The sequence below is a fragment of the Sporosarcina cyprini genome, from assembly GCF_022048975.1.
Lineage (GTDB): Bacteria > Bacillota > Bacilli > Bacillales_A > Planococcaceae > Sporosarcina > Sporosarcina cyprini.
The window spans coordinates 532,077-559,053 of the sequence record NZ_JAKMHX010000030.1 but is presented as its reverse complement, the minus strand read 5'-3'; the positions used below and the strand labels follow the sequence as shown (position 1 = coordinate 559,053).

Sequence of the window (26,977 nt, the reverse complement as noted above, 5' to 3'; positions counted from 1 at the left end):
CTCATGAAAAGCTTCTTTAAACATCCAATAATAGCGGGCGTGGTTGTAGTTATTATTGGATTTATTATAACTCCAATAATTGCTCCTGTAAAATTGCAGTCGTTTTATGAGGCAATTAAGACAATAGGTTTATTTATCAAAAAGATTCTTTCTTATGGTGTCCCGGTATGGATTATTATCATTATCGGGATAGCATATTTATTTTTATTAAAGATGGTAAAAAGTTTTTCTGCTAAAATTGAACCTGATTTTACTTCATATACAAGCGATGTACTGGATGATATCCACTGGGAGTGGGCCTGGTTTAAATCCATATATAAAGAGGGATATGATTTCAAGGGGGATACACCTGTACCAATTTGTAAGAGATGCCAAGGGTATTTAGTTATAGGATCTAGAGGTTACAATATTAGTTTTTTGGAGTGTGAAAACTGTGGATTTAGTAAGAGCCTAGAGAATTTAGTATTTAAGGAGTATCAAGATAAAATTAAAAAAGAGATTTATAGAAAAGTAAGAACAGGTCAATGGAAGGCTGATCCGAGATAGACATGCTCTGCTGGGAATTAGCAACAGCAGAAGAGGTATATCAAAAATTGATACGATAACATTAAAATAAAAAAGCGACCTATATTCTGTATTATTAAACTCACTAGTACCCATGTAGACAGTGTGAACAACGCCGACAGATTAACTGCAGAAATGCTCCCATTTTGCTAATGTAATCCCAGGATGAACGGTAAATTTAGTGATGTTACAAAACGTTGATTTACCACACTTTTTGCACCACTTGTTAACTAAGCTACAAACTTTCAACTCAAGGGCGGCTTGATGTAATGGAAACTCTACACCCTTGAAATACCAAGGGTTAGAGCGCTTATCATCAAACCGTTTCAAATTATTTCACTCTCCCTCTATAAATGTTGATGTATCAACGGTTTAAGCCGTTGTAAGCGTGCCAAAAAAAATTTTTGACACTCGTTTTAACAGTAGTGATTTGATATTTAAATCTTCAAACGTCCTCGGGTGCGCTACGCGGTCATCGCTGGATATTACTGGTTGCGATGAAGATTCTGTATACGATGCACTCTGGATCTCCGCATAGCTTATGATGACGTACCCTCCCATGTCTCGTGGCGTCAAAAGCGCCTACATTCCTTCGTTCGGTCTAGTCATAAGGCTGAGGCTGGCGAAGCTCCTTTAGGGACTCGTAGGTCGAATGGTGTGTATAATGCCGGCTTCTCCGTGTCATCCTTTCTAGTCATTCATTAAGAATGTAATGCTTAGGCAGCTCTCACGAGCTTGGGAATGTCCTTCATCAATTGCTCGGCGTCAAATGCCATTTGCTTCGTACAGATAGCGTGAAGTACCTTGAGTGCAGAGAACTACAATCGACTGTTTCTTGCGTAATGGATTCACTTGTCTTGTTGTGTAATACTCGTGCAGTTGGCGAAATGCCTTGTTATGCCGGATCATCGGCATCATGACACGGAAGAGCAGTGCACGCAACTGACGTCTTCCCCTTTTTGAAATGCTTTTCTGGCCTTTGTGCTGGCCGGAAGAATTCTCCCTCAGTGTCAATCCCGCGTGTTTCAGTAATTGGCGTGGATGATTGTAGTGGGAGAAACTGCCGATTTCCGACAGTAAATCAATGATGGTTGCGTCTCCAAGGCCAGGAACGGTTTGGAGATACTCATATTCAAATGTCGTCTGAATAAGTCCTGTTAAATGTTCCTGAAGTGACTCAAACTCCTTCTCAAGTTGGCGATAGCGTTGGACGAGTGTGGCGATTTCAATACGGGCCATCGTCTGTCCTTCTGTAACGCCAATGGAAATATGCGCCGAATCAATAAGTTTCCGAGCCTTCAGTATCTGGGGGGATTTCATTCCCTCCACATTTCGATAGATTTCAACCAGTTCAACCGGCTCTTTACCCGCTAGATCGTTAGGAAATGGTGTACATTCAAGTGCTGCGAGTGCCATCTTGCCGAAGCTTGGGAACACTTGTTGGAACTCTGGAAAATAGCGATCGGTCCAGCGGATCATCTTGTTTTTAACAGCGTTCAATTCTTCAGTGAGGCTGCCTTTGAGCGTCGCACCTACTCGCAGTTCAGCCTCTGTCTCCCTCAAGATCCGTGGATAGCTGTATCGGCCATCTTTAACTAAACGGGCGATGACGAGTGCATCCTTGGCATCATTCTTCGTCTGAAGGTTGTCGTCAAGTTCCTTGGATTTCTTTACATGCATTGGGTTACAGACGACGAGGGGGATGCCCCGATCGTCGAGAAAGTAGGCCAGGTTGAGCCAGTAGTGGCCGGTTGGCTCGATGCCGATGATGACATCGGTTTTGCCGAATTGTCTCTTGGTGTTGAGAATGCAATCATAGAAGTATTCGAACCCTTGTCTAGATTGATGGACAGGGAACGACTTCTTAAGGAGCAGGCCACGTTCATCAACCATGCAGGCGTATTGCGTGCGCTTGGCGATGTCCATTCCGATTACCAGTGTTTTATCAGTGACTTGATTAATTTTAGCGTTTTGCGTAAAATTCATGATGAGTCCTCCTTGGTATTTAAATTAGGGGTCAATTCGTGCAGATTTGACACCCCGCATCATACCAAGAGGGCTTTTTGTGTTCAAGTCCCCGAAAAAGCTTCTAACAGGAATGCTCCTTATTTTTAATACTTTCTTTCACTATAATTACATTTGGAATTTATGTAAAATAGTTCAAAAAATATGGAGACTTTACACTATCCTCAGTATTGCAGGTGTATGATTTGAGTTAGCAGTATTTCAGAAGAGCAAAGATTATTGAGATGATTCAACAGATTTGAAGGGATTTACTTATCTAATTTAGAATATAAATGATTATAAGAAAGGAATGTGCAACGATGAAAAAAATATTTGTAATTGTAATGATAATAAGTATTCTAGCGGGTTGTAGTAGATTATCTAATACTTTTAATCAAGCACAAGGGAAAGTTACTGTAGATAATAAGGAATTCACAATGGTGATAGGTGATTTCGAATGGAAAGAAAGGAACATAGAGGCTAGAAAAATTAATAGTACAGATTTAAATGACTTAGCAGATGAGTTTAAAACATTACAAGTTCAAACAGACGATAAAATAAAAATAGAGATCGAAAATAACCCTTCTTCAATAATTATAAACCAATGGAACGAAGATAAAACAAGCAATGTGGTTGAACTTGTTGATAATAAAATAACCCCGCCATCAAAAAAAGGATATTATATTTATGAAGTTATTGTAAAATGGGACAATGGAAAAGCAACTTATGTTTTTGATATCGATATAAAATGAATTATATATTCTTAATGATTGGCCATGGGAGATATTATTGTAGACTGTAAAAATCCAATTTTGGCACGGACTAGGGGGATTGTTAATGAAGAAAATTCTAATATATCCTATAATCTTACTTCTAATTACAGTCTGTTCAAATAATAAAATTGACAAGGAATTTTTAAAAAGTGTCCCATTACCGGAGTCAACTAAGATCTTTTATGAAGAGCAAAAGGACGGTAATAATATTGTGCTTTATCAAGATGAAACTGGGTTTCGGGTTGCATATAAAAAGCGAGATGGTAAATATTGGGTGAGAACTGGAAACGGAAAGATAAATCCAGAAGACGATTTTAATTGGGTAATGGTTAATAACCCCAAAATACCTATTGTATTGTTTGGTGGAATTATTACAAATGAGCAAATTGTAACTGTTCTTGTTAAACAAAAAACAATAGAGAAAGAAGCAACGATCATTGAAACTGATGACGGATTGAGATGTTGGTATGTAACCTTTGATACTTTAGAGGACCCGGATCCTGGGGAACTTGACCCATTGAAGATAGAAGCAATTGATAAGAATGATAATATTTTATGGAAAGAGGGAATGTACAAGGATGGATATTTTAGTGGGCTGACAAGTAATTAAACTTATAGGTGAAATATCACTATCTTTTTTCTACATTTGTGAAAGCGAAGTAAATTTTAAGACCCAAAATGTTTATGTTTCCAGGCTCATTTAGAGATCCGGGAAGGGGAAAAGTTTGGGTTCGATCCCTTCCATGGGGCCAGGGGGAGTATATATGTAATATTCCCTTTCATGCTTGCAAAGGAGCAACCATAACCGGTAATTAATTTCTTTTGCTGCAAGATGTAACTAATTTATCAGATTTATTAGTTAATTTAATAATAAACCTATTTCTATTGAAACTGTAATGGAAGAATTTATACAACTGGAGAGCTGGAGGGTATTTCCTCTAGATAATTATCAGAGAAAAACAGACCAAATATGTCGTATCCTGATTGTAGACTGGCTATCCATCGTATTCGAAAACAATGTAAATGCCTTAGTTATAAAAGTAATAACTATCGAGGAAGGGAATTTTACAATATTCTCAATGTCGTAGAAATTGAATTGCAGAAAACAAGCAGATCTTAAGTAAAATTGAGATCTGCTTTCTAATTCAAATATATGGTATCATAGTAAATATAAAATAATTTTTGAAAAACGAGGTGGGAAAATGAAAAAAGAATTATTAGGCGGACTACTACTTCTATTACTGTTAGTAGGATGCTCGACGAAAGCGACTCTTACTCCTGAAATGGAAGTAGAGCAACATTTGCAAAATTACTTAAAGGCCTTGGAAGATTATGATGTGACTACTTTAGTGGAACTTTCGGATGACATAAGATTTCCTGACAAAAAGATTCAATTAAAAGAATACTTAGATATAGAACCGGACATCTCAAAAACAGAAATCATTGAAATTACCGCTATAAGTCCCACTGAATTTGAAGGTACTATTTCATATGAGGATGTAAATGGTGAGAAAGAGACAAAATTCCCTATTATAAAACAAAAATCAAAATGGAAAGTAATTGTTGGTCAGACTAATTAGATCGAATTTGTTGATAAATAATCTTTGAAAGGATATTTTTTTAGTTTTTTGATTACAATAGTGCGTTGATTTACTATAAAGAGAAAAATTTTCATTTGATTAACGGGTGCTTTACTTGAAGAATGTTGTTGCATTGATGTCTCTATTAAATTGGCAGTTTAGTTTTACATGGAGGAATCAAAAAGTGACGGTAAAAAAAGGGAGGCGGAATGAATTGAAAAAGTTTTCTATTTGCACTATTTTCATCTGTTTAATGTTGATGTTAGTCTCTTGCCAAAACAATAAGGGACTTACATTCACAGGAGAAAGTAAAAATTGGAATGCAGAACTAATTACTAAATATAATATTTGGGGAAAAGAGAGTCAGAGTATAAAGATAATCTACAAAGGTGAAAATCCTGAACAGATCATCGTACCTAGTTTTAACGTTGAAAGTAGTGACTTCATGGGATGGGGTATAGGCGAAATAAAATTTGATAAACAAGGGATTTATTATAGTGGAGATGTTATCAAATTGGATACTAAAACTCCATCTTCGTCTGAGATAATACTAACTTTAGAGGGGGAAGAGTCTGAAACCATTTTATTAAGTTCAAGTTCATAAACAATAGATTATTCTAGCATGTCCATCGGAGTGTGGAACTACAAACAGACAGTGAACAGTACCCGTATTACTCCTAAAGGAATAGGTATAGCTAAGTAGTGAGCATCTTCTTCGCACTATTTTGTAGTAACTGTATTAAAAGGATTCTTTTATCTAAAGGGATTTTCATTTTGAACATCTGATAACATATCTAAGAAATATTTTACAGCTGTATAAGTCATTAGTTTGAAAGTAAAGGGAGAACTTTAGTGTTTGCACTCCCTTTATTTTCTAAAACTATTTATTTTCACAAGTATTTTTATAAAAAATGATTATGACGAACCAAACTGATCCAGTTATATAAATTATTAACTTAATGCTGATTTTGAATGATTACTTGAATAACTTCTGCTAAGATATCTGTTGTTCGATACTCTTCATCTAAAGTATTTTCAATCCCTCCAATACTAAGCAATAAGTTTCCATCAAATAGATCCTGATTATAATTTGCGCTTCTTTGTTCACTTTCTGTTACAATAATTCCTCTAGATAATTCAGGATATCTCTGATTAATTTCATTGTGGACGGCTTCTGCTAATTTGAGGTTATTTTTATTTGTTTCATCACTCGAGAAAGTAAAGGAAATCCTAGCATAATTTTCTCCATTAAATTCAATAGTGCTTTCTTTCCTTGGTATAGTATCTCTGTGTACATCAATTACCATTTTTAACTCTTGGTAATCTTTCAACGCATTTTTCACGACTTCTCTCGATTCCAAGTATGCGTTTGTATCGGAAATTCCTTTTTCTTTCATTATTGCAAAGAAATCTGTCGTATCGTGGACTGTAACAACAGAATTACTCTTTAAAGAATTTGACAGGCGTTCACCTACCAGAGTTATATTGATATTCTTATCGTATGCTTGCCTTGCATCATCCACATTCAATTCTTGTTTAAACGATTCGCGATTGTGTGAATGGTAAATGTAAACTAATGGTTCCTCGGAAAGTAAAAGTGGAAGCTGATTTGATTGACCTGAAATAGTAGAAGCCAAATTAATTGTTTGATTACCATTTAAAATAAACAACCAAAAAAATGCCATAACAAATAATGCTAGAGTTGTTGCTACAACTGAAATATAATAATAGTTTTTCTTCCTTTTATTTTTTTGGGCCAACTTCCGAAGTGTTAATTCTGTTGAATTAACAAAGTCTTTTTCTGGACTAAGTGAAGTATCTGTCTTAATGTTCTCAAATAATTTTATGATCTCTTTCATTTTGCATTAGCCTCCTTCAAATATAGATCCCTGTTTAACCGTTGTTCAAGTTCTTTTAATGCTCTATGGTAGACCACCTTTACTTTGGATTCACTACAGCTGAGAATGGCAGCAGTTTCTTTTATTGAAAAATCATTAATCCCCCTTAAGATGACGACAGCTCTATAATTTGGCCTCATTTTGCAAATAACCTCAAGCAAGTCATTTTTTATCGAATTTTGTTCAGTATACTTTAAAGGGTCATTATCGGTTGCTTTTAGCTTTTGAAAAAAAGTATCCTTGATGATCGTTATAAATTTGTTTTTTCTGTAATAGTCAATGGAGGTATGCTTCGCAATAGAAAAAATCCATGTTTTCAAGCTAGAGGAGTTGCCGTCAAATTTAGGTAGGCTGTTCAATACTTTAATGAATACTTCTTGTGTCAAATCTTCTGCATCATTCTTATTTCCAGTAAAGCAAATTACAAATCGGTAAACATCGTAATAATATTCCTTGTAAATTTCAATCAACCTGTTTTCTATACTATTTGTCTTAATCAAACTTCCTCCTCCTCTTTTGTATATCTATTATTCGATTTAGACGACAAAAAGGTTACATAAATTTAAATTAAACAACAATTGAGATGTTGGTATGTAACCTTTGATAATTTAGAGGACCCAGATTCTAGGGAACGACGGTCTGCTTTTAAATTCAAATATATGGTATCATAGTAAATATAAAATAAATATTGAAAAACGAGGTGGGGGAATAAGGGGGGATTTTTAGCTATACTCCTACGTCTCTTACTGTTAGTAGGATGTACAACAAAATCGGCACTTACTCCTAAAATGGAAGTGAAGCAACATTTGCAAAATAAGCCCTTGGAAGATTATGAAGTGACTACTTTGGTGGAACTATCGGGAGACATAAGATTTCCCGGCAAAAAGATTAAATTAAATATCCTGTTAATCTTTTCGAAATCCTATTTGCAAGTAGGGCCAATTAAAACAGAGGCTTTGATGGCTATTCCATTATTTCTTTTGTCGTGGGCAGCTGTTTTTAATCAAAAAAATTCTGCTTTTTGGAAAATGGCTATATTATTATTACTTTCTCTTTATTTATTCTCCATGTCGGCAACAACGATTATTCTCTATTTAGCAACGGTATTGTCGATTTTTCTAAAGAGTGGTTTTAAATGGAAAAACAAATGGGTGTTGATGGTGGTTGTTGTGGGTTTCCTTCTTTTATTGAGTTTCATCGTTTGGCCACATAGAAGATTTTCTTTATTTGATCGGTTATTGGCATTTATTAATCCTGAACAATTTGCAGAAGGTGATGGCTATTTAATATTGTTGCTCAGGGAACACATCTCGAATGCAGGATGGTTTGGTAACGCGCTTGGGAGTGGCAGGATACCGGAGGTCCACAATGATTATGTTTTTGCCGGCTTTACTTATTATTTTGGCTGGCTAGCCGCAATTGCACTTGTTTGCCTTCTTTCTCTTTTTATCGTAAGAATTCTAATAATTTCACGTGCCATCCAAGATTCATTTGGCAAGTCATTAATAATCGGTGCAGCTGCCATGTATACAGTCCAGCTGGTTGGCAATGTCGGTATGATATTGGGGTTGCCCCAATTACTTCCATTTCATTGCCGTTCATTAGTTATGGCGTCATGCCAATTTTATTGAATGCTTTTATCATGGGGATTGTAATGAGTATTTATCGGCGGAAGGATTGACTCGTGTAAGAATTTCTGAATCATAGCATGAGGGAAGATTCGGAAATTTAATTGCGATATATAGATTAATAAAAACTTGAAACAGAAAAATATAATTAAGAATAATATCTTGGTAACTCTTCATAAATGATTTTTTAGTATTCTAGTCTGTAAACTAATAGAATTTTCACTACCATAATTTATAAATTATGTTACAATTCAATTTGGAAATGAGTGGTAAAAATTAAAAATCCTGTTTTGCAAAAGATTCTATTATTTATTGTTTGTATTTGTGTTTTAGTAGTGAGCATCTTTGATACTGTTCCGTGGCTGTTAGGATTATTCGGTTCGAATGATTTTTATAACTCTGAAATAAGAGCTACTTATAATAGGCTAAACTTTTATATTATTTTACCATTAATAGGAACTGTTTCGTTGATTCCATTATTAGTAAATAAAAATAAAAGTATTTATTTATGGAGCTTACTAGTTTTATTATGGTTTATATTCTTGATGATAATAGTAGAATCAATCCTAATTGCTTTAAGAATTGTACCTGGGGCTCCATGATAAAGTAAAAAGCAGAAAGTCATATTAACCTGTCTTTCTGCTTTGTTTATATATTTATACGAAAGAAAGCTTTTTACAAAGGAAATAAATAAGTGAATACTACGCTTATTTAACTATTTTAGGCATTTCAATGAAGATTATTTTCATTAGTTTTAGTCTCAGTGGAAGGTGGCATTATATTATTAAGAAAGAATAGGAGGGCTTGATAATGGCAAGTCAAGTTTTTGGTGTGATTGTTCTTTGGATTGCAGGGTTATTCATTCTGTATCTTGTGATTTTTAAAGCAGTAAAAGATGGAATTAACAGGTCGATCGTGGGAAAATCTCTCGATCAAGAGGAAAATAAGAAATAATAGCCTATCTATGATTTACAGAATTAACGAATAGATCTATAACTACCATTTAGCGCTGTTACAGAAGTGGCCTGTGCATCAAGAGAGCATGCAGGCATATTTTTATTTAATGTAGAAGTTCAGGTAACAATTTGAACATTCTCATGACCTTCCTTTTTGGTAAGGAAACTCTTGTTTTTTGAATTAATCAATATGAGATAACCGAAATTTAATACAAATAATAGTGGTTATTATTTTAAAGAGAAAATTAACAAATTTGAGTAAAAAGAACAGTGCTTATTTAACAAGGGGGTATAACTAACTCCTGTCCTATCAAGTAGTAACTGGAAATTTCCCATATATCTCAGGACGGTGAAAGCGTCCGAATATACTTCTACTTGGATTGAATTTTTTGCTAATATAAACGTTTTTCCATCCATTTATATTTCGACTGATTAGCTTATACTTCTGTATTTGCGTATATTTCTGCATGAAAGTTCAATACTGTAACAATAATTAATGCTGGTATAAACAAAAGCAATAAAATTCATCATAATTATCCGTTCTTGTTAATTAGATGTAACAAGGCGTTCTCCATTTTTTGCATTAAAATAAACTGCAACCATTTGATCGAGTTCCTTATTCCAACCTATTATTAACATGAGTGTAATACCAGTCTCGGGGTCTTTTCTAAGCATGAAATTGTATCCTTTTGCCCAGTTTTTACCAGGATAAAGAACTCCCAATTTCAGTGCTTTTTCGAGTAAATCGGGCGAGTCATATTTTATATCTTCTAATAAAACAAATTCTTTTTGTGGATAAGGTGTAGTACCTTCCACTGTAAGATCTTCTACTCTTTCAATTTTCCCTTTATAAATGGTTACCACGAAAAACTTGTTAGTCTCCGGTACTGCAAACCAAATATCCCAGTATCTTCTCTTGCCGTTGCTTCCGATTGATTTTTCTGTCTTATCGTCTAGGTCAATATTGATTGCTTGTAACAATTGTGCATTTTCCTCCCATTTTAATGCAGAAGGGTAAGCAAGTTTAATTGCTTCTACTATTGATAGTTCTGTTTTGGTTTGAGAGTAAGGAGATTCTACAAAAAATACAACGCTAAATAATAAGGCAGGAATTAATAAAGAGAATATTAGTATCGACTTTTTTATATAATCACCCCTTTTATATGTTATTTTATTTTCTCTCTATTCTTGTATGCTATGTTATGTGCTAGTTATTACTATAATCCGATGAATCACAAAAGCCTAAAGTTTGTTTGATTAGACCTTTATGATGTCCAACATAGTAGACCCCCGGCATATGGAGGAGATAATACGATGGGAAATCGAATTCACTTACCTAAAAAATTTCACAAAGGTGTAACAGCCTGGTGGGCTGGTTAATAATCGAGTATAATTGTTCTCACTGTATGTAAAAAAGATAATAGGGGGAGAAATTCCATTGTGCGATGATACTGGCTTTTTGCACTCCTTGCGTATTAAAAAAGTTTTAATGTCGTTACGTCAGTCCAATGAGGTGGCTGTTCGTACACAGACCTACTATCATGGGGAATTGGTTGACTATGGCTTTGGCATGAGAGAAGGGGCAAGTTTAAAAGAGGTTAACTGCCTGGAACAAAAAATTGGGTATGATTTGCCCTCGGATTATAAGGAGTTCTTGTTGCATACTAACGGCTTATCATTTAAACATTATGATGCAGAAATATTTAGCGTAGAAGATGTACTCTCAACACGTAGCATCTTTACTTATCCAGATTCAATGTTGGCTATTGCGTCGAGTATGAGTTCCCAACTCCACATTATGATACACCTGAAAGATCCTTTAAGCATGTACGCAATTGATCCGATTGCAGATGAAAGTTTTACATGTATAGGGAATAACTTTACTGAGTTTTTAAATCGATTTGTTATGTGTTATGGGGCCGATTATTGGAACTGGTCACGAAGTCTAACGAAGAAGATTCCTAAAGAACTATAGTATAGGAGATAGGTGTAAGTGATTCTTCCATGATAAACGACAAATATACCTACCTTCTAACAGCATTCTTGTTATGTGATGATCACATGAACAGTAATGGTTGGGAGGTTTTTTTATGACTAAAGGAGACATACAGCCATGTGGCAGTCGCTAATTGTAGCAACGTCAGGCACCTCCTTGTATGATTGGATTATCAACAGACAGGAGCTTTTCTCATGCTGCAAGAAGCGTAGCAACAATAACTTTTAGTTGGAATGCATAATTAATTAGTGATGAAAGATGGTGTTATATTGATGTGGAAGGACTATATATACTCGGTGTCAAAAGAATACCTCTTCAAGCCCCCAGCAGCTAACGCTGAATTAATTAGCATATCAGAGGAACTAAATGTGAAAGTGCCACAAAAGTTGTTTAAATTACTGAGTGAAACAAATGGAGTGTTTGATTGTTTTGGCTGTCCATTAATATGGTCAACTGCACAAATCGTACGGGATAACTTGTTTTTTAGAGATTTAGGTGCTAATAAAGATCTGTATATGCCATTTGACAACTTGTTATTTTTTTCGGATAACGGCTGTGGTGACATGTTTTGCTATAAGTTATTAAATGGAAGCATTCTAGCAGAAGATATTTATGTATGGAATCACGAAGATGATAGCAGATTGTGGGTTGCTTCTTCATTAGAAGAATTTATTAGAGGATGGATTACTGGAGAAATTACTACTTAGATAAAATACTTATTTTAGGAGTGCATTAATCCAACTGTATTTTTCTTTAATGAAGACCGGATGTTCCTTACTTTATGGAGAACAACACATGAGGAGTTGAATTACTTGAATGTCCAACAAATAAAAGAAGCATTATTTAAACAAGCCACTATCTTTCAAACAGGGGGATTCCGGCCAACAGAGGAATTAGGAGAAAGTTGGATTGGCAAAGTATTATGGGGGAACGAAGGAGAGAACATACCACCTATTTTTGATCCTATTTGTACTCTGTTTCTACACAATTTACCCTTCGTTCCAAAGGAGTTAACGGGTTATCAATTAGTAACCGTTTTTATGGATTTCAATGTATTCAACAATTTACATATGGATAATCTAGCTCAATATTTTAAGATAAATTGTTATCAAGTACTAGATGAATTACAAAAAATCGATAAACAATCTAAGAATATAAAGAGCTTCCCACTTTCTCCTATACTAATTAATAATGACACACCATCTTGGGAGGATTCTGATAGCATTGCTCCAGAAATAGAAAATGCAATCTTACGGCTCGAATTTGATGATGGTATTGAATACTATGATGACATCGTAGAAAAAATATACTCCACTCATAAAGTTGGAGGGTATCCATCTTTTACTCAAGGTGGAATCAGTTTTGGGGATGATTACTCATTTGTCTTTCAAATAAGTTCAGATGAAAAAGCTCGCTTCAACATTGTTGATAGTGGCAGTTTTTATTTCTTCTTCAATCAAGAAAAACAGGATTGGATCGTCTACTGCGATTTTTATTAATATTCTTGTAGAAGGTATTGAACTTAATAGACGGTGGTGGACATATGGATAGCATAAACGCTCAAAATTGTAATTTAAATATATGGTATTACCTACCTGAGGAAGTATGGAATCAAGTAACGACTGTATATATGAGCATGCCAGGTTGGATCGGATATAAAAATGGATTTCCTTATTGGTTCGGACAGGAAGATGATCAGGTTTTTATAACAGCATCACTGGAACCCAGTGGATTATCGTTTTATGCGCAAATGAGTGACGATGAATGGAATTCTTGGATCGACACATTTAAATTGGAAGCTACGAAAGTATTAGGATTTGCGGTTGGTGAACCTGAAGATGGATTTAGGTAACTATGTGATATAAATAGAAAGAAATTATAAATACGTGTTTTTCTCACGTTGAGGTTGAATAGTTTAATGTCGCCGATAAGTCAAAGAGGAGATAAACATATGGATAAACAGTCTTATGCAAGGTATTTGCTTCATTTGATGAATGAAGAGGGTGCAAACGAAACAGATATTGAGGAAGCTCAATTTTATGGGTATTTTCAAATGTATATGCCGGATGGAACAGGTGTAGAGGCAACTTTCGAACCTCTTGAAGATGGGCACTTATATTTGCAGAAGATCTTTCAAATCTATGAAATACTAGATTCTGAGGATTTTAATGGACATGCCGTGCCGGGATATTTTATAGGTAAAGCTAGAAATGTATCTGATGAAGTATTGTTGAAGTGTGGAAGGCAGTTTATTCAAGACTTACAGAGTTTGTTAGTGGAATATTCATTAAAGTCAGGTGAAGAAGATTTACCGGATTACCTGCTTGAAAGTATAGAGGTTAGAATTGTACCTTCAGGAGAAATAGATAAAATTCGTCATAAGTATGACCCTGACTTATATGAGGCGATTTCGGATCTCATCAGCGAACAGAAGGAGTACGATGAGCCGATTGAAATTTTGGATGAGGCGTATTATTCGATTGCCTGTGATTACTGGATTTCATATTATCTTCAGTGGCACCGTTATAATTTGAGCGGTGATCCGTTTGCAGCATATTTTAATTTGTACAGACAAGGTTACTCAGCAATCTTCTCGGAAAATAAACTGTATATTGGTACATAACGACGGAGGTTCATTAGAATGGCGGAACGAATACCATGCAAGATGGAAGAATGCAGTGCAACTGTTTTGCCGAGCACAGCAGTCAAAACAGGTGGCATCTGTATGCCCTGCCATCAGGCACAGGAACGAAAAAAGCGGCAAGCTTATATCGAGCAGCACCGCAAAACGGTAAATCTATATGATGGATTAACAGATCTTGTCGACATTCTCAAGGTGATGCATACGCCTAGAAAGCATGACCCACTTATCAAATATGTTTCTTATCCGGTAAGCCTGGAGCATATGTATTTATCGTTATCAGACCAAGATGCGGAGCGAATGTTGAACTGTGCAATGGAAAACCTCGCTTTTGCCAATGAAAGTGTTGCAGAAGAAATTTTATTATCATTGGTGTGCTACCGGGATGAGAATGTATCCGTTGCTTTACCAGAGCTAATTCAGCGTGGCATGTTTCGTAATCCGATTCTTTTTAAAGACGCACCTGAAAACATTCGAAATCAGCTTTTAGAACGAGTGAGCTGGGATGAGGAGAATCGAAACCATCTGCTCCTGATACTCGGCTGGATCGGTGATTCTGTAATCGAAGAACAGTTTCGGATTTGGCAAATGCAGCCTCCAAAATGGGCGGGGCAATTATATGTACCCACTGAAAATTATGCTTTGGATGGTGGCTGGGAGCTTACTCAAAATGGGGATAGGCGCGACCTTGTGAATCCATTGTGCTATGCAATTAGGCAAGCAGACCAATCGTATGATGAATTACCCGGAGAATTTCATGCTCGTTTTCTTGGGACGAGCCATTCAACATGCCCATGGTGCAATAGAAAATTAACGAAGTTGATGGACATAGCTGCTTCCCATCCGGCATTACAACATCTCACCCTGCAGATGAAGAACTTGGAGTGGAAGATAGCGACTCCAGCGGGAATAGCGCGAGCAGAAAGCCCCGCAGGAGCGAAGTGACGAGGAGATTGAAGCCGTGCCCGCGGAAAGCGTCTGCCTGAAACGTAAATCCACGGCTTCTAAGATAAAAAAAGCGAGGAAAAGACCACTTGGCGTCAAGTGGCCTTCATTAATGTTTATGGAATCTCTTCAATACGTTCATTAGAATTAATTATTCATCACAAGTATATTTAAATTCAGGATTGGTCTGAATAAAATAGCCGCTTCTAACTTGTCCCGCCCAGTTTTGTAATGCTTCTTTCCACGCAACACTTTCAAAGAATTCTTCTACAGTTGTTGTTTCGGAAAACCAGATGAGTGGCGTGTAAGGTGCGAGTGGCCCTGCATCACCCCAAATGCCTCCGGCTTTAATCGTGCTTTGTTTTACGAGAAGCAAGGGTAGTCCACGTTGATAAGACATTGAAGGTTCGATTTGCATGAATGGAGAATAGGTCTCTAATTGAGCCGTCCGCCGTGTTGGTTTTAATAGGGCGGCAATGGTTCCGTAGCTGGAGTTAACGATTCGACGCACATTTTCTACGGTCGTGTCAGGATATTGCTCTGTATTGGGGAGTGTTCTCGGGAAAAGAAGGACCTTTTTGATTTCGTTGAACATACGAATAATAAACCGTTGCTCTTGTGATAATGGAGGTTGGGCTGGTCCCAGTGTAAATAGGTTTTGATGGCTAAAAAATACGGGGATCCGGAAGAAATCACTGGCTGCTTCATTTAAGTCATCTACCGCTTGATAGAATTCTTCTATTTCCTTATTATTTGTTTTATTTTCAGTCAATTTTTTCACCTCCTTTCTCATAACTTATTCAAAGTTGGAAAGGAGGTCTGTGTTTACACACCATCTGCTAATTATATTTTTCAAGCAGGCATTACGGGTCTGGAAAAGCTGACATGCTGCTAATCAAATGTCTTATAATTATAGTAAATCCTTTTGTACTGAGGAGGTATTAATTAATTTGACTAAGCCCCTTCCTTATAAAAGATGGAGGAGCATTTTTCTTTTTGAATCTTGAGTGGAAGAGGATAACAAAAAGGAGTGGCACAAGATGAAAACTAACTTAACCTTTAGGATAGCTATCGAAGAAGATCTTGATCGTATTGTCAGTATGCTAGCTGATGATGATCTTGGAAGCAAAAGAGAGCGATACGAAAATCCGTTGCCTGAAAGCTACTTTGAAGCTTTTAGAGCGATTGAATTGGATCCAAATAACGAATTACTTGTTGCTTCGTTAGATGAAGAACTCGTTGGCGTTTTACAAATAACGTTCACTCCCTACATTACCTATCAAGGAGGATGGCGGGCAACGATTGAGGGACTCCGTACATCTGCATCGGTTAGGGGAAAGGGGGTTGGAAGTCAGATGATCCGTTTTGCCATAGATCGAGCAAAAGATAGGGGCTGTCACTTAGTCCAGTTGACGACGGACAAAAAGCGGCCTGATGCAATTCGATTCTATGAACAATTAGGATTTATTGCTTCCCACGAGGGAATGAAAATTAGACTCTAAAGTAATATCATTAGATTCTTCTACATCTAAATCTATAATTGGAATGTCTTTAGGTCTCCTAGAAAAGGGGTTATAGTGGAATGTTCGAAAAATTTAATTTTGACGTAATTTATCGTGAACGAGATGAGATCACTCCGTTAGTAGTAATGATGTGTGGTGTAGCTGGATCTGGTAAAACTACATTCTCACAACTATTAGAAAAAGAAGGTTTCGTACGTCTCTCTATTGATGAAGAAATATGGGCTACTAATGGCCGGTATGGGATTGATTTCCCGATCGAAAAGATTGAGGAATACAAGAAAGAGGCAGAAAGGAAATTGCAACATCAATTAGTAAAGTTAATTCATGAAAAGCGACAGGTGGTAATTGACTTTAGTTTCTGGAATCGTGTAAGAAGGAACCAATATAAGCAACTTATCGAAAAGTCTGGTGGTAAATGGGCGCTAATTTATTTACATGTTCATCCTGATAATTTGCGTGAACGACTTAGTATACGAAACAAACGTTTTGATGCAAATGCCTTTCCTATTACAGAAGAAACGTTGACTTCCTACCTTGCTGGATTCGAAGCACCAATAGGTGAGGGAGAAATTGTAATTGAAAATTAGTCCTTCCACAACACAAAGCTGCAGTTGCAATAGGAAGAAGCGGTGCAAGTGATTCAGGAATGAGAAGCGTTTGGTAAATGTAAGAATACACATCGTCAAGCGAGAATGCTATTAAATCAATGTTTACCGTACGATAATAGAAGTCCTTCTTGGACGTAGCTAATTGCGGTCTAAACCAAGAAGCCTTCTGGCGAAGTTGTGTTTTGAATAGTACTCCAGACGTAGTAATCAATATAACTACTGACTCGCCTTTATTAAAAAGTAGTTAATTGATAAAGAACTATACAAAAACTAGCCAGTGCTTTACTTCAATAAGGAGTAAAGCTATTTTTAACTGTAGAATATTTGGAACTCTTTTGGCTTTGAAACGTATTAGCAATTATATAGTAAACCGCTAATGTATGCTGACCATGAAACATAGAACGACGCAATGACGTTTGTCAAAAAAAGGGAGGGGACTTGATGAATATACAAGAGGAAATTAACAAGCCCGTGAAGGCAGATAATCTTATTGTCTTTACATTTTTTCTGCACCTATTGTTACTACTAGTCGCTAGCGCCGAACCAGAAGGGCATTTCCTTTTTTGGCTGCCGATCAACCTGACTGTGGAGGCTTTCATCATGTTCCGCCTCCTCTTATTGTGGAGGCGTTATAGTAAGCACGAACCAAGGCGTTACAATTCCCTTCAGATGTATTGGATGCTTATCGGACTTTCTATTTTCGCAATGATGCCTTTTGTCAGGTCGGTATTTGGCTCGGTAGCTTTTTGGCCATTCCTGATCGGTACATTATTTTTATTCCTACTGGGCCATCTATGGAAAGAAAAGATTGCTTCGGTATTTGTGAATCCCCGTAAAACGAACCAACTCGTCAAGTGGCCGAAAGCAATGGCAGCCATGACTATCGTAGGAATTGTCATCATGACGGTGCTGCGCTTTACGCCGGCACATCCTAACCTGGGGCTTAGTGTTTTCATGTATATGATAGGAGGTTTTATGGTTTTTCTAGCAACTCCATTATCACTTGACAAAGAACGAATTGAAAAGCTGATCGCCGAATAAGAAAGGTGATAAGTAAAGATAAGAAGGAATATAGTTGATTGTCCTAACGGGTGCAGTTGAAGAAGATTTTTACTACTCTAGGTGTACTATAACTTAACTCTTAATTTTTCCCCTTTATAATATAGGAGGCATATGAAATCTGTAATGGGGTGTATACATTGGCTAAGATAACTCCTTTCCAGACAAAGCAACAATGGTTCTTAGCTTGTTCATTAGTTCTGGCAACCTTTTTCCTCATGAACAAAATTACTTTTCAAAAACAAGTAGCCATTGATTTGGGGGAACTTCCAGAACACCATATGGTGATGGAAGGTTATGTAGTTTCTAAGCATCTTCATTCCATCTGGTTGTCAGAAGAACCCGGTGGTTTTAAGGAAATCGTGTTCGGCCCTTTTCAAGGTCATGGTGCAAATCAAATAAAAGTCTCAAAAAATAAGAATTACAAGAATGCGATAAATTTTAGACAGCTGAAGCTAAACCAAAAAGTACGTGTGTATTGTGATTATGTTAGAGAATCGAATCCTCCTAAAACGGAGGCTTACTATATCGAGATACTCGATCATAAGGAGTAATTGGCGCACGGAAAAATAGTAAAATCTAAAAATCGTAAGACAGCAAGCAAACCATGCATATTTCTTAGCGTCTCCGGCAATAGAACAGGGAGGTGCTTTTTTGTATGTGAAAAAGCGACTCTGTTATCGGCCGGTGTTGCTAAAATTACCCTGTTGTCTTTCAGTTGGGTTTCTTCTTACCGGCATGTTAAACTTTGAAAGTTAATTGGCGATGAAGAAGGTGGAATTCATTTGAAAAGAATGGAACATAAGGAACAACAGAAACGATTACGAGCAGGGAAGAAATGGTCTAGGCTGAAGAAGCCATTCCGCATCGCGCTTATCGGAATGCTTGTACTGGTCATTTGTGGACTGGTCATTTTGAATTTATTAATTTCTAGTAGTGATGTTAGTAAACTAGACGAACCCGAGCCGAGGCCTACTTTTATTTATGATCAGAACGGAGAAATCGTTAGTAAATTATCGAATTCTACTATTGAAGGAGTTTCTCTGGACCAAATTCCAAAAGAGCTCGTTGAAGCTGTCATTTCTGTTGAGGATCAACGATTTTACAAACATAGCGGCATTAATTATGTTGGGATTGCGCGGGCCTTTACTCAAAACCTGTTAAAGGGGAAAGTTGTGGCTGGAGGGAGCACGATTACGCAACAGCTCACGAAAAATGCATTTTTATCAAGCGAGCGGACATATTCTCGTAAATTTAAAGAAATGATTCTGACGAAAAAGATTGAGCGAACGTATTCAAAAGATGAAATTATGGAGCGCTATCTGAACCAAATTTACTTTGGAGAGGGAGCATGGGGTGTTCAACGTGCCGCGCAAGTGTATTTCGGAAAAGATGTAAGTGAATTAACTTTGAGCGAATGTGCTACGTTAGCGGGATTAATAAAAGCGCCCTCTCAATTGTCTCCTCACAAAAATATGGAGAAGTCGGTGGAACGGCGCAATCTTGTTTTATCGTTAATGAAAGATGAAAAGTACATTAGCCAAGCCGAATATGAAGAAACAATTGGGCAAAAGATTGTGTTAGCAGATTCAGACACGTTGGATTACACAGGGAAGTATCCTTATTATATAGACCGTATTGTTGACGAGGCGGTTAACAAGTATCATCTGACGAAAAATGAAGTGTTATCTGGCGGACTACATATTACTACGACATTAAATCCTGTCATCCAAGACGCGCTTGAAGCGGTTTATCAGGATGATCGTTATTTTCCTGAAAGCAAGCCGGATCAGCTCATGCAGAGTGCTTCCGTTTTCTTGGATCCGAAAACGGGCGGGATTCTAGGATTGATTGGAGGCAGAGGGGAATATACGTATGGCCGCTTTAACCATGCAACCCAGCTCATTAGACAGCCGGGATCGTCATTGAAGCCCCTTGCGGTCTACACGGCCGCGCTGGAGCAGGGCTATGAACTATCGGATTTGCTCGTCGACGAGCCAATCAATATCAATGGGTATTCTCCGAAAAACTTTGATAAGCAATATAGAGGGCGGGTGACGATGTATGATGCCGTCGTTCATTCGTATAATATCCCTCCCGTCTGGCTCTTGCACCAAATTGGGATTGAAAAAGGTGTGAGCAGCGTAGAGCGATTCGGCATTCCACTGGAAAAGGATGATCAGAATCTCGGCCTCGCTTTAGGGGGCTTGCACAAGGGGACGTCGCCTTTGCGTATGGCGCAGGCGTTTTCAACGTTTGCGAATGATGGAGTCATGATGGAAGCCCATGCGATTGTAGAAATTAAAGACTCAGAAGGAAAAGTCCTTGGAAAGTGGCAAGAGCAGAAAACAGACGTGACTGATGCGGCAGTTGCCCAGCAAATGACCTATATGCTGCAAGGTGCTGTGGAAAATGGCACGGGCAAGAAAGCGCAGATTTCAGAAGTGGATGTAGCGGGAAAGACGGGCACTACCCAGCTGCCGTTCACGGGCGTGGATGGTTCAAAGGATCATTGGTTCGTTGGCTATACACCGGACATCGTAGGTGCGGTTTGGTTAGGTTATGATCAAACGGATGCCGAGCACTATTTAACATCGACGAGCAGTTTCACAGTGCCGTCGATTTTCGGACAAGTCTTATCCAAGTCGACCAGTGAATTGCATACAAAGAAATTTGATTTGCCGTTAATCGCGAAAAATAAAAAAGAGCTGGAGAAACAAAAAGGGAAGTTGAAGGAGAAAGAGCAAAAGCAAAAAAGAGAGAATAAGAAGTGGGAAAAGAAAAAGGAGAAGGAACAGAAAAAGAGGGATAAGCAAAGGGAGAAGAGAGAGAAGAAACAAGAGAAAGAAAAGAAGAAACGAGAAAAAGAGAAAGGGAAAGATAGGCATAATCGGGGAGGAAATGATCGGTGAATGACTAAAAACACGGATTGAAATGTAAGGATAATAACTTCTGGCTGTTTCAAGGCGTTCTTTGGCTCTTAATGGAAACGATTATAAAAGGAGATGAATTATGACTCATTTTAATGATTTCCCAAAAGGATTATCAAAACCTGCACTAAGAGCACTAGAGGGAGCAGGTTACACAGACATAAACCAGTTAGTAGGTGTAACCGAAACAGAATTAGCCGCTCTGCATGGTATGGGACCGAAAAGTATAGAGATAATTAAAAGTGCCCTGAAGGAAAAAGGAAGCTCTTTTAAAAGTGAATAAAAGAGCTTGTATGTCGAGTTCATGGTCAAACATTCATTTTGCTCATCCGTCTACTGTTAGATAAATGGGCGCAGCAGGTTGCAGGAGATGATCAATGTTGGTGCTCATCTCCTGAATATCCTGCCTCGGCTAATTCGTTACAAAGAGCCACCCCCGATACCTCGAAGACGGCTTACCCCCAGTAAATAAAGCAATTTTCCTTTTTACGTCGCTCATTTGAAGGGTTCCCCATTGTACTATTAGCAAGTCTGTTTTGTGAAAGTAATTATACACCAAATGCTCCGATAATTTTCAGAATACAGCGATTCAATATCGTAAATGCGATCAATTATCCCAAGAAGAATTTCTCAATACTATATTTAATGGGGACTTATAGGAGTTTACTTAAGTCTGTAAAGAAACTAGGTGTTCATCAAATGCGTCGATAATATGAAGGAAGTGATTGGCCTCCCTGTATACATGATCTGCAAGAAGCGGATGGATGGTACTTTTAATTTTGCAAGCCTCAATTAGTTCCCTTGCAGTCTTTTTGAATTCTCGAAGCGATACCACTGACACTCTGTTTTGATCAAGGAATTGTTCAAGTAGAGGAACGGTCTCTGATTGCGGGCGCATACTATCCAGGTCTTGTGCTTGAAATAACAATTGATCAAAGTCATGGCTGAAATCTCTCGCTTGTTCGACAAGTTTGCGTTCAGATGGATCTAACAAATGGCCGATAAACTTGGAATGGTCCGCCATTATGCGCAAAAAGAAGACATTTTCTTTAATGATAGCTTCGGGCAAGGGTTTTAATTTTCCTTCATTTAATTCCTTGAGGCGTTTTGCGAAGTAAGCTGCCTCACGGCTAATGTGATCTACTAGTAGAGGCATATTATTTGATATGATTTTGCAGCTCAGAATCAAGCCTAGCACTTTTCGTTTAAATGCCCAAATCGATGCGGCTGCTTGGTAAACTTGGTTGTTAAATTGACGAATTACTTCTGGACTTGTTTGTGCATTATAATTGCCAGCCTGTTCTTCGATTTGCTCAAAAATTACAATATACTGCCGTGCCTCTTGAATAAGCTTTGTCTGGTCTGCTGTAAAACCTAAGCTTAAGAAGAAAGCATGCTCTTTCATAATTCTTGACCAAAAGCGAATCTCCTCTATCGATTGCATAACGAAAGACGTTATATCCCTCACTCCTTCAAAATTCAATCGGCTCATTCTATGCATTGCATATATAATAAATAACTGAATTTGAGCTGGGTATAAAGCGGGTGCAATACACCTACCCTGTAAAAATGTTTTTACAGGGTAGGTGTATTGTAAATGTGGCACGCTTCAAAGGGTGCTCATATGATTGTCTTATCGGTTAGAGGTGTTGCATTTACTCTCTAATTCCAGCACATCTGCGAAACATTCCATGGCTGCGTTAATATAAAGATCTAAATATTGAGGTTCTATGTATTCGGTAATCCGTTCAAGCAGTTCCGCTCTCATAAGAAGCGGTCGATCTTTTGGAAAGTAAATTGGCTTGTAGACGGACTTTGCACTGCTTTTTTCATTGTTGACAACAAGTCTTAAATGGGACATTTAGATACCAACCTTCTCCACTCCCGCGTGGGCAGTTTGTCTTAATTTGTGACATAAGTGTAACATGAAAAAGACTTTTCTTGTATTGGAAATTAAAGGAAATTTAATATTCCGAAAAAAATGATCTGTCTTGTTTGGTTATAATACAATTTTAATTGGAAAATACTATATGGTATAGTGAATGAAGAGAAAGAAGGTGAGCGATTGCGTCGAAAGTATGGAAGGCTTCTAAAAAAGGACAACGTTATTGTTTTCCCGGGGGCTTATGAAAAGCTTGTGGAAGCCGGGAGACTGGCAGTTGATCAGGAACAATTTGAAAAAGCGGTGGAAGCTTTTGACCAAGCAATTAATTACAATCCCGATAGTTCGGAGTTTCTTGGCCCATATGCAATCGCGCTCTATGAGACGAAAGACTTCTCTCGTGCCAAGGAGTATGCTTCCCGCCTCCTCTACAGTGGAACGGCCGATTATATTGCGGCAATGGAATTGTATTTGGCTATCAGTATCCAATTGCAGCATTATGATGAAGTGAGGGAGACGATCGATACGCTGTTTGAAGAACAGATCATCCCGGAACGGATGCTGAAGAAATTCAATTATTTGCGTGAACTGAATGAGCGCCTGTCAGATCGGTACAGCCAAAGTGAAGGACATGCTCCTGCTGTACGTTTCTCGTTTGAAGAATTTATGGAGATTGGGACAGATATGCAGCAGGCGATGCTTGCTTCGCTTGAAAATGGTGAGCTGGACGCAATGCTTCCCGTGTTAAGTAAGATTATCGGCTCGGAGGAATTATCACCGATTGTAAAAACGTTTGCGTTGATTTTATTGAAACAGGCAGAGTATGGAAAAGCGGTTGAGATTCGAAAGTTCGGTATGGAAATGACGATTCACCCGAATCTGCTGCCTTTGCCGAATGAAGATAAGTTGACTAGTGAAGTCTTGATGCTTGCGGAGAGGGCATATGAGAAAGATCCATCCAAACTGGAAATGCTTAAGTCCATCATACGTAAATATGGGATTGTCACGTATCCGTTCAGCTGGGGAAATTATACAGCAGACGAAGTGATGGAAGCGTATGCACTATACATAGAAAGCCTGATGTCAGGACAACAGCTGCCCGAGGATGAACTGGTTGATTTCATTCAGTATATCGACACTGATTTTGATCGATGAACATAGGGAAGGCACTTGATATTAAATCTGTTGAAAGATAGGAAGACTATGATATACTGTAATGGTTGTAAATGACGTATATACGTGATGAAATATATTGTTCATAATGATTCGGAGGTAGTTGTAATGTCAGTTAAATGGGAAAAGCAAGAAGGAAATAAAGGTACGTTAACCGTTGAAGTTTCTGCAGAACAATTTGATGCGGCTCTTGATAAAGCATTTGCTAAAGTCGTGACAAAAGTTCAAGCGCCTGGTTTCCGTAAAGGAAAAATGCCACGTAAAATGTTTGAAAAAATGTACGGAGTAGAGTCTCTATATAATGATGCACTCGACTTCGTCCTGCCTGAAACATATTCTAACGCACTTGATGAAGCGGATGTAGAACCGATTGCACAACCGGAAATCGAAGTTGAGAAAATCGGCAAAGGCGAGACGCTTGTCTACAAAGCTCACGTTCAATTGAAACCAGAAGTGAAACTTGGCGACTACAAAGGTCTTGAAGTGAAACGCCAAGAGACTGAAGTAACAGATGAAGAAATCGAAGCTCAATTGAAAGACCGCCAGCAAGCTTTCGCTGAAATGGTCGTAAAAGAAGAAGGCGCTATCGAAAACGGTGACACAGTCAACCTTGACTTCGAAGGCTTCACTGGCGGAGAGCCGTTTGAAGGCGGAAAAGCGGAAGGGTATGATCTAGAAATCGGTTCTGGATCTTTCATCCCTGGCTTTGAAGAGCAAATGGTCGGCATGAAAGTCGGCGAAGAAAAAGACGTTGAATTGACATTCCCTGAAGAATACCATGCAGCTGAATTGGCTGGCCAACCTGCAGTATTCAAAGTGAAAGTAAACGAAATCAAAACAAAAGAAGTCCCTGCTTTGGACGATGAACTTGCAAAAGAAATCGACGAAGAGGTATCTTCTCTTGATGAATTGCGTACGAAATTGAAAGAAAAGACTGCTGAAGAGAAAAAAGGCGCAGCTGAAACAGCTCTTCGTGATGAGCTAGTTGAAGCGGCAGCAAATAACACGGAAGTCGATATTCCTGAAGTGATGATCGAGTCCGAAATCGATCGCATGATGGAAGACTTTGGCCGTCGTTTACAAATGCAAGGCATGAACCTTGACCTATACTATCAGTTCTCTGGTCAAGACGAAGCTGCTCTACGTTCTCAAATGAAGGACGACGCATTAAGCCGCGTACGTGTTTCTTTGACACTTGAAGCGATCGCGAAAGCGGAAAACGTTGAAGTGACAGAAGAAGAAATTAATGCAGAGCTTCAAAAAATGTCCGAGCAATTCGGCATGGAAATCGATCAAATTAAAAAGACACTTGGCGGCACTGACGTTCTTGAAAACGACCTTCGTTTCAATAAAACAGTTGAGCTTCTTGTCGACAACGCTAACATCACTGAATAATAACCGAATGTTTAGCTGAATATAACAAGGTACGGAAGTCCGTACCTTGTTTTTCATAGGATCAAACAGTTCCGGCGCGTAATTCTAATTAGTTGATAAATACGGGGGAATCTTGTAAGATTGTCACTTGATAGGGGTGAGCATGATGTTCAAATTTAATGATGAAAAAGATAATTTAAGCTGTTCATTTTGTGGGAAAACACAGGATCAGGTACGGAAGCTTGTAGCTGGCCAGGGTGTTTATATTTGTGATGAATGTGTAGAATTATGCGCGGAAATCGTTGAAGAGGAAGTGGGTCTGGACGAAGACTTCGAGCTGAAAGATGTTCCGAAGCCACGTGAAATCCAAAGCATCCTTGATGAATATATCATTGGCCAGGATCGTGCCAAAAAATCATTGGCAGTTGCCGTTTATAACCATTATAAACGCGTGAACTCCAACAGCAAGATCGACGATGTGGAAATTTCCAAATCGAATATTGTCTTGATCGGACCAACGGGTAGCGGGAAGACGTTGCTTGCCCAAACTTTGGCTCGTATTTTGAATGTGCCTTTTGCTATTGCGGACGCGACTTCATTGACGGAAGCGGGATATGTTGGGGAAGATGTCGAGAACATCCTTCTTAAACTGATCCAAGCAGCCGATTTTGATATTGAGCGTGCGGAAAAAGGGATCATTTATATCGATGAAATCGACAAAGTGGCAAGAAAAGCGGAAAATGCATCAATCACCCGTGATGTTTCGGGAGAAGGCGTGCAGCAAGCATTGCTTAAAATTCTGGAAGGTACGGTTGCCAGCGTTCCACCACAAGGCGGCCGGAAACATCCACATCAAGAATTCCTTCAAATTGACACAACCAACATTTTATTTATCGTAGGTGGTGCGTTTGATGGAATTGAGGAAATTATTAAACGCCGGACGGGACGAAAAGTAATCGGATTCGGTTCCAATGAGGAGAAAGAAGAGAAGAAGGAAGGCACAGTGCTTTCTCAGTTAATTCCTGAAGACCTTCAGAAATTTGGCCTCATTCCGGAATTCATCGGACGTCTTCCGGTCATCGCGACACTTGAGCCGTTGAATGAAGATACGTTGTATCAAATTTTAACTGTTCCGAAGAACGCTATCGTGAAGCAATATCAAAAAATGGTCGAAATGGATGGAGTGCAGCTCCGTTTTGAAGACGACGCATTAATTGAAATTGCGAAAGAAGCGATTGAGCGTAAAACGGGTGCTCGTGGATTGCGTTCCATCATAGAAAATATCATGTTGGATATCATGTATGAGCTGCCGTCCCTTGAGGAAGTGACGGAGTGCGTTATTACAAAAGACGCGGTTCTTGGTAAATCCAACCCACTTTTATACCGTGCGGACGGATCCCAACTGGATTTGGATCAAGAGAAGACAGCTTGATGCATGGAGGA

General features: G+C 38.1%; 27 protein-coding genes and 1 pseudogene. 22 read left to right on the top strand and 6 right to left on the bottom strand.

Annotated features, from left to right (window positions below; translation table 11 throughout):
- The first annotated feature begins 3 nt into the window (after positions 1 to 3).
- On the top strand, positions 4 to 546 hold the full coding sequence (locus L7D49_RS15430; protein ID WP_238082403.1) for a hypothetical protein: 543 nt from the start codon (positions 4 to 6) through the stop codon (positions 544 to 546).
- Positions 547 to 1,280: 734 nt separating this feature from the next.
- Here L7D49_RS15430 and L7D49_RS15425 read toward each other — a convergent pair.
- A pseudogene (locus L7D49_RS15425) lies at positions 1,281 to 2,550 on the bottom strand (IS110 family RNA-guided transposase).
- 338 nt (positions 2,551 to 2,888) lie between these two features.
- On the opposite strand from L7D49_RS15425, the gene L7D49_RS15420 reads away from it, so the two are divergent.
- The 4 genes from L7D49_RS15420 (at position 2,889) to L7D49_RS15405 (ending at position 5,525) form a co-directional block, all read left to right on the top strand.
- Positions 2,889 to 3,320, top strand: coding sequence for a hypothetical protein (locus tag L7D49_RS15420; RefSeq protein WP_238082401.1), 432 nt, complete (start codon positions 2,889 to 2,891; stop codon positions 3,318 to 3,320).
- 85 nt (positions 3,321 to 3,405) lie between these two features.
- The gene (locus L7D49_RS15415) at positions 3,406 to 3,951 is read left to right on the top strand and encodes a hypothetical protein (RefSeq protein ID WP_238082398.1); all 546 of its coding nucleotides are present in this window, start codon (positions 3,406 to 3,408) and stop codon (positions 3,949 to 3,951) included.
- A gap of 592 nt (positions 3,952 to 4,543) precedes the next feature.
- Positions 4,544 to 4,921, top strand: coding sequence for a hypothetical protein (locus L7D49_RS15410; RefSeq protein WP_238082396.1), 378 nt, complete (start codon positions 4,544 to 4,546; stop codon positions 4,919 to 4,921).
- 214 nt (positions 4,922 to 5,135) lie between these two features.
- Positions 5,136 to 5,525, top strand: a complete 390-nt coding sequence (locus tag L7D49_RS15405; protein ID WP_238082394.1) for a hypothetical protein — start codon at positions 5,136 to 5,138, stop codon at positions 5,523 to 5,525.
- A 352-nt stretch (positions 5,526 to 5,877) separates the two neighbouring features.
- Here L7D49_RS15405 and spoIIP read toward each other — a convergent pair whose 3' ends face one another.
- On the bottom strand, positions 5,878 to 6,780 hold the full coding sequence (spoIIP, locus tag L7D49_RS15400) for a stage II sporulation protein P (RefSeq protein WP_238082392.1): 903 nt from the start codon (positions 6,778 to 6,780) through the stop codon (positions 5,878 to 5,880).
- The gene (locus L7D49_RS15395; protein ID WP_238082390.1) at positions 6,777 to 7,319 is read right to left on the bottom strand and encodes an RNA polymerase sigma factor; all 543 of its coding nucleotides are present in this window, start codon (positions 7,317 to 7,319) and stop codon (positions 6,777 to 6,779) included. The genes spoIIP and L7D49_RS15395 overlap by 4 nt, the downstream gene beginning before the upstream one ends.
- Before the next feature lie 288 nt (positions 7,320 to 7,607).
- Between L7D49_RS15395 and L7D49_RS15390 the strand changes: the two genes are divergently transcribed.
- Positions 7,608 to 8,450 carry an FtsW/RodA/SpoVE family cell cycle protein gene (locus L7D49_RS15390; protein WP_238082388.1) on the top strand — a complete coding sequence of 281 codons (843 nt, stop codon included), beginning with the start codon at positions 7,608 to 7,610 and terminating at the stop codon, positions 8,448 to 8,450.
- Positions 8,451 to 9,257: 807 nt separating this feature from the next.
- Complete coding sequence (locus L7D49_RS15385) at positions 9,258 to 9,401, top strand: hypothetical protein (protein WP_238082386.1); 144 nt, start codon at positions 9,258 to 9,260, stop codon at positions 9,399 to 9,401.
- 548 nt (positions 9,402 to 9,949) lie between these two features.
- Here L7D49_RS15385 and L7D49_RS15380 read toward each other — a convergent pair.
- A complete protein-coding gene (locus L7D49_RS15380) occupies positions 9,950 to 10,384 on the bottom strand; it encodes a hypothetical protein (RefSeq protein WP_238082383.1) in 435 nt (144 codons plus the stop codon).
- 457 nt (positions 10,385 to 10,841) lie between these two features.
- Between L7D49_RS15380 and L7D49_RS15375 the strand changes: the two genes are divergently transcribed.
- The 6 genes from L7D49_RS15375 to L7D49_RS15350 all read left to right on the top strand — a co-directional run bounded on the left by L7D49_RS15375 (position 10,842) and on the right by L7D49_RS15350 (position 14,985).
- The gene (locus L7D49_RS15375; protein WP_238082380.1) at positions 10,842 to 11,378 is read left to right on the top strand and encodes an SMI1/KNR4 family protein; all 537 of its coding nucleotides are present in this window, start codon (positions 10,842 to 10,844) and stop codon (positions 11,376 to 11,378) included.
- Between the two features lie 272 nt (positions 11,379 to 11,650).
- Positions 11,651 to 12,106: an SMI1/KNR4 family protein gene (locus tag L7D49_RS15370; protein ID WP_418895896.1), complete on the top strand. Its 456-nt coding sequence runs from the start codon at positions 11,651 to 11,653 to the stop codon at positions 12,104 to 12,106.
- Positions 12,107 to 12,211: 105 nt separating this feature from the next.
- The gene (locus tag L7D49_RS15365; protein ID WP_238082376.1) at positions 12,212 to 12,898 is read left to right on the top strand and encodes a DUF1963 domain-containing protein; all 687 of its coding nucleotides are present in this window, start codon (positions 12,212 to 12,214) and stop codon (positions 12,896 to 12,898) included.
- 44 nt (positions 12,899 to 12,942) lie between these two features.
- Entirely contained in the window at positions 12,943 to 13,251 is a 309-nt protein-coding gene (locus tag L7D49_RS15360; RefSeq protein WP_238082374.1) for a hypothetical protein, read from the top strand.
- Positions 13,252 to 13,350: 99 nt separating this feature from the next.
- A complete protein-coding gene (locus tag L7D49_RS15355; RefSeq protein WP_238082372.1) occupies positions 13,351 to 14,022 on the top strand; it encodes a hypothetical protein in 672 nt (223 codons plus the stop codon).
- Between the two features lie 18 nt (positions 14,023 to 14,040).
- Positions 14,041 to 14,985: a hypothetical protein gene (locus tag L7D49_RS15350; protein ID WP_238082370.1), complete on the top strand. Its 945-nt coding sequence runs from the start codon at positions 14,041 to 14,043 to the stop codon at positions 14,983 to 14,985.
- Between the two features lie 151 nt (positions 14,986 to 15,136).
- Here L7D49_RS15350 and L7D49_RS15345 read toward each other — a convergent pair whose 3' ends face one another.
- On the bottom strand, positions 15,137 to 15,766 hold the full coding sequence (locus L7D49_RS15345) for a hypothetical protein (protein WP_238082368.1): 630 nt from the start codon (positions 15,764 to 15,766) through the stop codon (positions 15,137 to 15,139).
- Between the two features lie 259 nt (positions 15,767 to 16,025).
- Here L7D49_RS15345 and L7D49_RS15340 point away from each other — a divergent pair, with 259 nt between their 5' ends.
- The 6 genes from L7D49_RS15340 (at position 16,026) to L7D49_RS15315 (ending at position 21,388) form a co-directional block, all read left to right on the top strand.
- Entirely contained in the window at positions 16,026 to 16,487 is a 462-nt protein-coding gene (locus L7D49_RS15340) for a GNAT family N-acetyltransferase (protein WP_238082366.1), read from the top strand.
- Positions 16,488 to 16,567: 80 nt separating this feature from the next.
- On the top strand, positions 16,568 to 17,095 hold the full coding sequence (locus L7D49_RS15335) for a P-loop nucleotide/nucleoside kinase family protein (RefSeq protein ID WP_238082364.1): 528 nt from the start codon (positions 16,568 to 16,570) through the stop codon (positions 17,093 to 17,095).
- Between the two features lie 462 nt (positions 17,096 to 17,557).
- Positions 17,558 to 18,157, top strand: a complete 600-nt coding sequence (locus L7D49_RS15330; RefSeq protein WP_238082362.1) for a hypothetical protein — start codon at positions 17,558 to 17,560, stop codon at positions 18,155 to 18,157.
- Between the two features lie 158 nt (positions 18,158 to 18,315).
- Entirely contained in the window at positions 18,316 to 18,729 is a 414-nt protein-coding gene (locus L7D49_RS15325; RefSeq protein ID WP_238082360.1) for a DUF3221 domain-containing protein, read from the top strand.
- Between the two features lie 240 nt (positions 18,730 to 18,969).
- A complete protein-coding gene (locus L7D49_RS15320; protein WP_238082804.1) occupies positions 18,970 to 21,087 on the top strand; it encodes a transglycosylase domain-containing protein in 2,118 nt (705 codons plus the stop codon).
- 100 nt (positions 21,088 to 21,187) lie between these two features.
- Positions 21,188 to 21,388 carry a DNA-directed RNA polymerase subunit alpha C-terminal domain-containing protein gene (locus tag L7D49_RS15315; RefSeq protein ID WP_238082358.1) on the top strand — a complete coding sequence of 67 codons (201 nt, stop codon included), beginning with the start codon at positions 21,188 to 21,190 and terminating at the stop codon, positions 21,386 to 21,388.
- Positions 21,389 to 21,772: 384 nt separating this feature from the next.
- Here the strand turns inward: L7D49_RS15315 and L7D49_RS15310 are convergent, their stop codons facing one another.
- The gene (locus L7D49_RS15310) at positions 21,773 to 22,597 is read right to left on the bottom strand and encodes a DUF2935 domain-containing protein (RefSeq protein WP_418895886.1); all 825 of its coding nucleotides are present in this window, start codon (positions 22,595 to 22,597) and stop codon (positions 21,773 to 21,775) included.
- A 573-nt stretch (positions 22,598 to 23,170) separates the two neighbouring features.
- Here L7D49_RS15310 and L7D49_RS15305 point away from each other — a divergent pair.
- From L7D49_RS15305 to clpX, 3 genes are all read left to right on the top strand, one after another.
- Positions 23,171 to 24,142, top strand: coding sequence for a tetratricopeptide repeat protein (locus L7D49_RS15305; RefSeq protein WP_238082356.1), 972 nt, complete (start codon positions 23,171 to 23,173; stop codon positions 24,140 to 24,142).
- A gap of 126 nt (positions 24,143 to 24,268) precedes the next feature.
- Entirely contained in the window at positions 24,269 to 25,555 is a 1,287-nt protein-coding gene (gene tig, locus L7D49_RS15300; RefSeq protein ID WP_238082354.1) for a trigger factor, read from the top strand.
- Positions 25,556 to 25,700: 145 nt separating this feature from the next.
- Complete coding sequence (gene clpX, locus L7D49_RS15295) at positions 25,701 to 26,966, top strand: ATP-dependent protease ATP-binding subunit ClpX (protein WP_238082352.1); 1,266 nt, start codon at positions 25,701 to 25,703, stop codon at positions 26,964 to 26,966.
- Positions 26,967 to 26,977: the final 11 nt, after the last annotated feature.

What these genes read in the sequence shown, in the direction of transcription:
- L7D49_RS15415 (WP_238082398.1), top strand. Translation starts at nt 3,406, where the DNA reads ATGAAGAAAATTCTAATATATCCTATAATCTTACTTCTAATTACAGTC.
- L7D49_RS15420 (WP_238082401.1), top strand. Translation starts at nt 2,889, where the DNA reads ATGAAAAAAATATTTGTAATTGTAATGATAATAAGTATTCTAGCGGGT.
- L7D49_RS15310 (WP_418895886.1), bottom strand. Translation starts at nt 22,597, where the DNA reads ATGAGCCGATTGAATTTTGAAGGAGTGAGGGATATAACGTCTTTCGTT.
- clpX (WP_238082352.1), top strand. Translation starts at nt 25,701, where the DNA reads ATGTTCAAATTTAATGATGAAAAAGATAATTTAAGCTGTTCATTTTGT.
- L7D49_RS15360 (WP_238082374.1), top strand. Translation starts at nt 12,943, where the DNA reads ATGGATAGCATAAACGCTCAAAATTGTAATTTAAATATATGGTATTAC.
- L7D49_RS15320 (WP_238082804.1), top strand. Translation starts at nt 18,970, where the DNA reads ATGGAACATAAGGAACAACAGAAACGATTACGAGCAGGGAAGAAATGG.
- L7D49_RS15340 (WP_238082366.1), top strand. Translation starts at nt 16,026, where the DNA reads ATGAAAACTAACTTAACCTTTAGGATAGCTATCGAAGAAGATCTTGAT.
- L7D49_RS15330 (WP_238082362.1), top strand. Translation starts at nt 17,558, where the DNA reads ATGAATATACAAGAGGAAATTAACAAGCCCGTGAAGGCAGATAATCTT.
- L7D49_RS15390 (WP_238082388.1), top strand. Translation starts at nt 7,608, where the DNA reads ATGGAAGTGAAGCAACATTTGCAAAATAAGCCCTTGGAAGATTATGAA.
- tig (WP_238082354.1), top strand. Translation starts at nt 24,269, where the DNA reads ATGTCAGTTAAATGGGAAAAGCAAGAAGGAAATAAAGGTACGTTAACC.
- L7D49_RS15370 (WP_418895896.1), top strand. Translation starts at nt 11,651, where the DNA reads ATGAAAGATGGTGTTATATTGATGTGGAAGGACTATATATACTCGGTG.
- L7D49_RS15350 (WP_238082370.1), top strand. Translation starts at nt 14,041, where the DNA reads ATGGCGGAACGAATACCATGCAAGATGGAAGAATGCAGTGCAACTGTT.
- L7D49_RS15355 (WP_238082372.1), top strand. Translation starts at nt 13,351, where the DNA reads ATGGATAAACAGTCTTATGCAAGGTATTTGCTTCATTTGATGAATGAA.
- L7D49_RS15315 (WP_238082358.1), top strand. Translation starts at nt 21,188, where the DNA reads ATGACTCATTTTAATGATTTCCCAAAAGGATTATCAAAACCTGCACTA.
- L7D49_RS15335 (WP_238082364.1), top strand. Translation starts at nt 16,568, where the DNA reads ATGTTCGAAAAATTTAATTTTGACGTAATTTATCGTGAACGAGATGAG.
- L7D49_RS15430 (WP_238082403.1), top strand. Translation starts at nt 4, where the DNA reads ATGAAAAGCTTCTTTAAACATCCAATAATAGCGGGCGTGGTTGTAGTT.
- L7D49_RS15410 (WP_238082396.1), top strand. Translation starts at nt 4,544, where the DNA reads ATGAAAAAAGAATTATTAGGCGGACTACTACTTCTATTACTGTTAGTA.
- L7D49_RS15385 (WP_238082386.1), top strand. Translation starts at nt 9,258, where the DNA reads ATGGCAAGTCAAGTTTTTGGTGTGATTGTTCTTTGGATTGCAGGGTTA.
- spoIIP (WP_238082392.1), bottom strand. Translation starts at nt 6,780, where the DNA reads ATGAAAGAGATCATAAAATTATTTGAGAACATTAAGACAGATACTTCA.